5 protein-coding genes are annotated in these 7334 nt (G+C 59.6%); 3 read left to right on the top strand and 2 right to left on the bottom strand.

Annotated features, from left to right (window positions below; translation table 11 throughout):
• Positions 1–391: 391 nt before the first annotated feature.
• Both A8V01_RS25540 and A8V01_RS25535 read left to right on the top strand, forming a co-directional pair.
• Positions 392–1426: an IS110 family RNA-guided transposase gene (locus tag A8V01_RS25540; protein ID WP_103099073.1), complete on the top strand. Its 1035-nt coding sequence runs from the start codon at positions 392–394 to the stop codon at positions 1424–1426.
• A 743-nt stretch (positions 1427–2169) separates the two neighbouring features.
• The gene (locus tag A8V01_RS25535; protein ID WP_103099072.1) at positions 2170–2373 is read left to right on the top strand and encodes a hypothetical protein; all 204 of its coding nucleotides are present in this window, start codon (positions 2170–2172) and stop codon (positions 2371–2373) included.
• 188 nt (positions 2374–2561) lie between these two features.
• On the opposite strand, the gene A8V01_RS29475 is transcribed toward A8V01_RS25535, so the two are convergent.
• Entirely contained in the window at positions 2562–5387 is a 2826-nt protein-coding gene (locus A8V01_RS29475; RefSeq protein ID WP_245892832.1) for a PAS domain-containing protein, read from the bottom strand.
• 356 nt (positions 5388–5743) lie between these two features.
• Between A8V01_RS29475 and A8V01_RS25525 the strand changes: the two genes are divergently transcribed.
• The gene (locus A8V01_RS25525) at positions 5744–6001 is read left to right on the top strand and encodes a response regulator transcription factor (RefSeq protein ID WP_281256554.1); all 258 of its coding nucleotides are present in this window, start codon (positions 5744–5746) and stop codon (positions 5999–6001) included.
• 1056 nt (positions 6002–7057) lie between these two features.
• On the opposite strand, the gene A8V01_RS25520 is transcribed toward A8V01_RS25525, so the two are convergent.
• Positions 7058–7210, bottom strand: a complete 153-nt coding sequence (locus A8V01_RS25520) for a CBS domain-containing protein (protein WP_281256555.1) — start codon at positions 7208–7210, stop codon at positions 7058–7060.
• Positions 7211–7334: the final 124 nt, after the last annotated feature.

Raw genomic sequence — 7334 nt, 5'->3', positions numbered from 1 at the left:
CCGTGCGCCTTGGCATGGACCGCGCGCACGGCGCGGCCATAATCTTCATAAGTAGTCTGAAGGATCTTGTCGAAAGAAGCATTGATCGAGGCAAGCGTTTCGCCCTCGTCATCCTGCAACGTCTCGATTTCGGGGGAATAAAGTAGCGGCGGCGAAAGCGTCATGGGCAATGCTCCTAGGCGAGGCACTGGGCAATTCGCCCAGCCCCGCTTGTGCAAAGGATAACGAGTTGGGGACGGTTAAGTGCCTGAGTTTCAGGAAGCCATGCTGTGGCTGACAGGCGATTGACTGAGTTGGAGCCGGGTGACGGATATAGCTGATGGGGTGGACGCCCCCCGACGGCATCGATGTGCCATAGTGGAGGTGTTGAACACCACTGAAGGAGGCGTCCGTGTCGGAGGTTATCACAATCGGATTGGATATCGCCAAGAATTCGTTTCACGCACACGGTGCCGACGAGCGGGGCGAGACAGTCTTCAGCCGCAAACTGAGCCGCAGCAAGCTGCTCGAGTTCTTTGCTAACCAACCTGCCTGCCTTGTCGCGATGGAGGCATGCGGCGGCGCCCATCACTGGGCGCGACAATTGGCCCAACTTGGGCATGAGGTCCGGCTTATTCCGCCGACCTACGTCAAGCCCTTCGTGAAGCGACACAAGAACGATGCGATCGATGCGGAAGCGATTTGTGAGGCGGCGCAGCGGCCAGGCATGCGGTTCGTCTCAATAAAGACCGAGGAACAACAGGCTGCCGGCATGGTCTTTCGGACACGTGACTTGCTGGTTCGTCAACGCACTCAATTGATCAACGCATTGCGTGGTCATCTCGCGGAGTACGGCTGGGTAGCACCGCGCGGCGTAGCCCAGGCGACAATGCTAGCGGATTTGCTGGATGAAGATGAGATGGCTTCTTCTCTACCCGAGCCCGCCCGGGCCATGCTGCGGGTCATGACCGAAATGTTGGACCAACTGGATCATCGGATTACCGGCCTAGACAAGGAGATCGCGCGCCGGGCACGTGAAGATGAAGTTGCGCGCCGACTCATGACAATCCCTGGCATCGGGCCGATCGCTGCAACTGCTATCGTGGCGCTAGCGCCTCAGGCGGCGTCGTTCACGAAAGGCCGCGATTTTGCTGCGTGGCTGGGCCTTGCCCCACTTCAGCACTCAACCGGTGGCAAGCAGAAATTGGGCAGGATATCGAAGATGGGCGAGCGGACCATCAGGCGATTGCTTATTATCGGCGGCAGCGCGGTCGTGCGGCAGGCAACCGTGCGGGGAGCGCCGGCAGGTTCGTGGCTGGAAGGGATGTTGGCCCGCAAACCGCGTATGCTCGTGTCGGTAGCGCCCGCCAACAAGATGGCGCGCATTGCCTGGGCGCTCATGACAAAGCGGGAGGATTACAAAGCTCCGGTCGCTGTCGCCGCGTGATGCTGCGACAACAGACCTGAGGTCGTCGGAGACGTAGGCGGTCGAAGGAGGGTATGGCACAACTGTCAGTTAGACGGGGTCGGAAAACCAGGGAATGTCGAAGCGCTAACCAAGCGCGCTAAGCCGATTTGGATCCGGTCCGCGAACTCCCATACTGGCCCGCAGCATAATGCTGCACTCAGAGGCCGGACAGACGAGAGCACCTGACTACGTACCACCTCTCATTTAACGCTTGCTTCTTTGGGGGCGTCCACAGACGACATTTCAGCGGCACCAGCTTCCGACCCCTCGATGTGTTTTGGGGCAGCCATTGGAATGTCCATTGGCGTCGGAACCGGTCAATCGCCCGGGAAGCCGCGGCAGACCGCCGCGCATGAAGACCGACGATCGTCAAATTGATGGTGTCGATCATGAAGGTCGAGAGGTCGGTGTTGTGGGTACCGATATCAGGATCAGACGCATAGCCGCCACCTGCGCTTCGGTTGGTCAGAGGGGCTTCCAACGCTTTCCACCAATGGCGTACCATATAAATCCAGGGACCAACTACAGCTGGCTGTACAGATCTCTGACGTCGGAGGTTGGCCATTCATGTCCCCCCCGGGCTAACACGGTGATGTGTGCGGAAATCCGCTGCTGCACTCACAACTTTTCAATCTGGCGCGATGTGATGTAACTTAATCGCTTCCCGAGGGTTTAATCTTAGCTGCTACGGAAGTGCTTTTCGGCAAGCGCAAGCACGATCGATGCTGGAGAAGATATTGACACCCGAGACCACTTTACCGGTTCGTGCCTTCGAACTCGCCCGTGAAGGCCAATGCGTATCCATTAAGGATCTGCGCTCGCGGTTGGCGCAGGAGGGCTTTACGCAGATCGATGCGCACTTCGACGGGCAATCATTCAAGAAGCAGCTGTCTGCGCTCGTGCGCGAAGCAAATGCGAACCCGTAGCCTCACGCCTTTTGGCCGATAGACGAACCGCCGGCCTGCAGCCGCGCGTTTTGGATAGCCCACATTCACGCGCCGTCGGCTCCCGACCAACTCGCACCACTCGTGCCACGCCCTATGGATATCGGCTGCCTCGAAATCGGCGATCGTAGGACCAGCCACCGGTAGAGTAGGTACCGCGCCTAAAAAGTCTATTCGACGTCTTCTTCGATCACGAGACGCACTGCCGTCGCCAGTTCCTCGACCGTGAAGGGCTTGCCAATCAGATGCACGCCAGGATCGAGCACGCCGTTATGGACGACGGCGTTGCGGGTATAGCCGGTGGTAAAGAGAACTTTGAGGTCGGGACGCCGCTGGCGTGCCTCGTCTGCAAGCTTGCGACCATTGATCTCGGGCATGACAACATCGGTGAACATCAGCGCGATTTCGGGATGGGCGTCGATCAGCTTGAGTGCGGCTGCCGCCCCATCGGCCTCGAGCACCCGGTAGCCAAGCTCACTCAGAGCATCTACCGAGAACTGGCGCACACCCGGCTCATCCTCGACAACGAGGATCACTTCTTGACTCTCGCCCATCGGCAGCGCGTCGTCCGTCTGGGCGCTCTCCACGTCTTCGACTGCGCCCATGAGACGGGGCAGATAGACCTTCACCGTGGTCCCCTGGCCGACCTCGGAATAGATCTTCACATGTCCGCCCGACTGTTTGACGAACCCGTAGACCTGGCTGAGGCCAAGACCCGTGCCGCGCCCGACCTCCTTGGTGGTGAAGAAGGGGTCGAACGCCTTGGCAATGACCTCCTCGGGCATGCCGCTGCCGGTGTCGCTCACAGCGATCATTACATACTGCCCGGCCGGTACACCGAGATGGCCGGCGGCGTAGCGAACGTCGAGATGGCAATTGGCGGTTTCGATCGTCAGCTTCCCGCCATCGGCCATGGCATCTCGCGCGTTGACAGCGAGGTTCAGGATGACATTCTCGAGTTGGTTGGGATCGGCGAAAGTTCGCCACAGCCCGCCAGCCAGCACGGTTTCGGGCTGAATATCAGGAAGCGTATGGCGAAGCAGATCGGACATGCCGGCAACCAGCTTGTTCGCGTCTAACGCCTCGGGCTTGAGGGGCTGCTGGCGCGAGAAAGCGAGAAGGCGCTGGGTGAGTTGAGCCGCGCGCCGCGCGCCATCCATCGCCGCGTCGACATAGCGCCGGGCCCTGGGATCGGCCTCTCCCATGCGCCGGGTCAGCAGGTCCAGCGACCCGACAACGACGGCAAGCATATTGTTGAAGTCGTGCGCGATACCGCCGGTGAGTTGACCGACGGCTTCCATCTTCTGGCTCTGGCGTAGCGCATCCTCGGCTCTTGTCCGCTCGGCGACCTCCTCGGCAACGCGCAGTTCGAGCCGTTCGTTAAGGTCTAAGAGTTGGGCCTCATCAGCCTTGCGCGTCGTGACGTCGATCGCAACGCCGACCACGCGGATGCAGCGATCCTCCTCGAACACGCCGCGACCCTTGGCCGCGACCCAGCGGATGATCCCGTCCTCTTTGCCGACGGTTCGATATTCCACATCGTAGAGCGCGCGCTGATCGGGATCGGAGGCCGCCGCGAATGCCGCGCTGGTCGCATCGAGATCGTCAGGATGCAGTCCCGCGTAGAAGTCGCGCATCGATACCGGCACATCGGGCGAAATGCCAAACATGCCCTTGGTGCGGGCCGGCCAGATCAACACATCTTTTATGATGTCGACGTCCCAGAGGCCGACATCGGAGGCTTCGGTCGCGAGACGAAGCCGCTCTTCACTTTCGGCGAGCGCGGCCTCTGCCGCCTTGCGCTCGGTCTGATCGAGCATCGCGCCGATCATGCGAACGGGAGCGCCATCGTCATTGCGCAGCACGGCGCCGCGATCGAGCACGAATGCGTAGCTGCCGTCAGCGCGCTGGAAGCGATACTCGTCAGTCCAGCTGGTCCCGCCATGATCGACCACCGCATGAATGCTGGCCTCGATCCGCGCGCGGTCTTCGGGGTGGATGTGGTCGAGCCACCACTGTGCGCTTGTCTGCTCCAGTGCATGCCCGAAGCGTGTCGCCAGTGCCTCGTTCCAGACGACGTGGCCGTCGGCGAGACGCCAATCCCAGATCACGTCGCTCGTAGCACCGATGGCGAGCCGGTAGCGCTCCTCGATCTCGCGGTGGCTGGCCTCAATGGCCTTGCGCTCTGTGATATCGAGCGAGGTTCCGACAAGGCCCACTACCGCACCATCGGCATCCCGCAGCGGTGATTTGGTCGACAGCCAGATGGCACGCCGGCCATCGGGAAAATTCACATCCTCCTCGACCTGTTCGGAACGGCCGCTGGCCATGATCCGCTGATCGGTCGCCATTACCATGGCGGCCTGCTGCTTGTCCTCGAGCACCTCCAGGTCGGTGCGGCCGATAAAATCCTCGGGCGCCTTGCCGATGAGTTCGCTCGTACCATGGTTGCCGATCATCAGCCGGCCTTCGCGATCCTTGGCGTAGACGACGCCGGGCATGGCATCGACGAAATTGGTCAGCAGCGCCCGCGCGCTGTCGCGTTCAGCCTCGATACGGCGACGTTCTCCGATATCGATAATCACGCCGGGAAAGCTTATGGGCTTGCCGCCTTCATCATGGACGACGTGTCCGTTGGCCTCGATCCAGTGATACTGGCCATTGGTGCGGCAGACGCGGTACTGATGGGCATAGCGGCCTCCCCTCGCGAGCGCTTCCTCAATGGCGGCGATGAGGCCGGCGCGGTCCTCGGGATGGACGGTCTCGACGATCTTCTCGAGACTGAGACCGTCCCGCCCCAGGGCGGGGTCGAGACCGAACGCCTCGGCAAAAGGCTCATCGACCGTGAAACGGTCGGCGGGCACATCCCAGAACCAGGTCCCGACGATAGTGCCGGCCGCGAGTGCGAGCTTGAGGCGGTCTGCGTCCAGACGCGAGCGCGCGACGATAGCCTGCAGGTCGTCGATAATCTTCGCCTCGGTTCCGGTTGAGTCCAATGCCTTAAGCTCCTGATGCCCGCGACTGTATATCTGCGAGGCAAGGCGCGATCCAGTTGAAGCTGGGCGCAGGCCATCGATTTGGAAGCGGAATGTTACTGGCCGGAAAATGCCCTGAAGCCAAAAGGGCGCACAGCGGTTTCTCAATCAAAGCCGGGTATCATGATTGCGCGTTCAACAAATTTCGGGAACGCGAACTTAACAAAGGTCGATTTGAACATATCTCTTCCCCGGCGATGTGGTGCTTTTTGTCAGGGAGCGATTGCCAATATCTATAATCTTATCGGCGGATTCCGGTTCGATATCCTTGCCTTGGCTTTAACTGGAAAAAATACTGATATCCTGTATTTGATTTTGTGCGCACAATCGTTCCTCCACAGAGTGAGGGGCGACTCATGTACAACACACAAGCATCTCGATTGTTGGCGCTGACAGCGCGCGAGACCGACGTCATCCGTCACGTGGCAGATGGTTTTTCCGCCAAAGAAACCGCGCTGCGCCTCAAGATCGCACCCTCTACGGTCGAACGCCATGTCGAAAACGTGCGGCTCAAGACGCGGTCGAGAAACCGCCCGCACATGATCGCACAGGTCCTGACTGCACAACTGATCTGATGAAGGCCGATGGACGACGGGTGGCGTGATCGCGCCCTCGCCGTCGCCCGCGATCGCCTCTACCAGTGAATTCGCTGACCTCAAGTAACGAAAGGTAAAAATTGCCTGCCAATTCTGGTTTATTGCACCGAGCCCTACCGCCGCGGTCCGGACCATCAGTGCCATTGTCCCATAATCACTGCGCTTTTCGTACCGCGCGTTGATATTTCTTTTGCTGTACACCTTTCGGGGATGGCAGATCTGCGCGCCACAACCATCATCATCGCCCCGTCGTGCCACGTTCGCCAAGGCACAGTCGACACACTCGGCGAGCACCTCGCACAAGGCTTGGCGAAATTCAGAGCAATGATCGCGGCCAACTTCGCCTTACCCTTTTAGGCTTCATGGCTAGCCTATTGTCGATCAGCATAAAGGTCTTTCGAAAGGTTCGCCGCTTAGGCTGACAGGAATTCCTACTCGATAGCACGAACGCGTTGATCGGGTTTTAGATTCAATATACCGTATGTAGGTGCCGTCATGGGTGCGTTCCGTATTCGGCTCCGCGCCATCCCCGGGGCGCGGAGCCACCTCGTTCTTGAGGCACGGATTGTTTCTTCGACCCATATGCCCCACACCCTAAACCGACACCCACTACTTACGATATTGGAGCGGCAGACCTTACTGCGACCGAGCCCAATGATATCTGCCGCACCCGCCACTCCCCCTTCCTGCGCGACTTGCTGCTGCGGATTAGCGCCGGTCTGCCACTTGGCAGCAGTGGCTTCGAGTTCATAGATCTCACGGTTGATCAACCGAAGCTTAACGGGGGTTGGGCCGCTATGGTCAGGTTTCGCGCCACTATGCCCGGCGAACCCGCTCAGACTATGCGCACCGTCGCTCCTTTCAATCCGGAAAACTGCACGACGGGGGAGTGGTCGCTGAATCCGAGCGAAGACGCCTACAAAAGATAGATATCTTCGGAGATATTCATACCACATCCCACATATCGCAAAGATAAAGCGCTTGGTCTGTTCCCAAGCCTACGAATTCATCCGATGAACGACTGAGGAGGTTCGGTCACCGCCTCTTCCATTCGGATGCGCGGTGGACATGGCGCACCTTCAGCAGATCCTGACGGCTCAATATGCCCACCAGCCGCGAGGTTGCCGGATCTACGACTGGGATACGGCCGATACCGCTGTCGACCATCATGTCCGCAATCTGGCTGATGGGTGTTGATTGCCACTGAGAAGTGACCCGGGAAGGCTATAAGTTTCCGCTGAGAATTGACCCATGTTTTCCTGCCTTCCGGCTGCCAGTCGGAGGGTCGTGGAGTGATCGACATGGACTTACT

Source organism: Novosphingobium guangzhouense (assembly GCF_002896965.1).
GTDB lineage: Bacteria > Pseudomonadota > Alphaproteobacteria > Sphingomonadales > Sphingomonadaceae > Novosphingobium > Novosphingobium guangzhouense.
The sequence above is the reverse complement of the archived record's forward strand: the minus strand, read 5'-3'. Positions and strand labels throughout refer to the sequence as shown.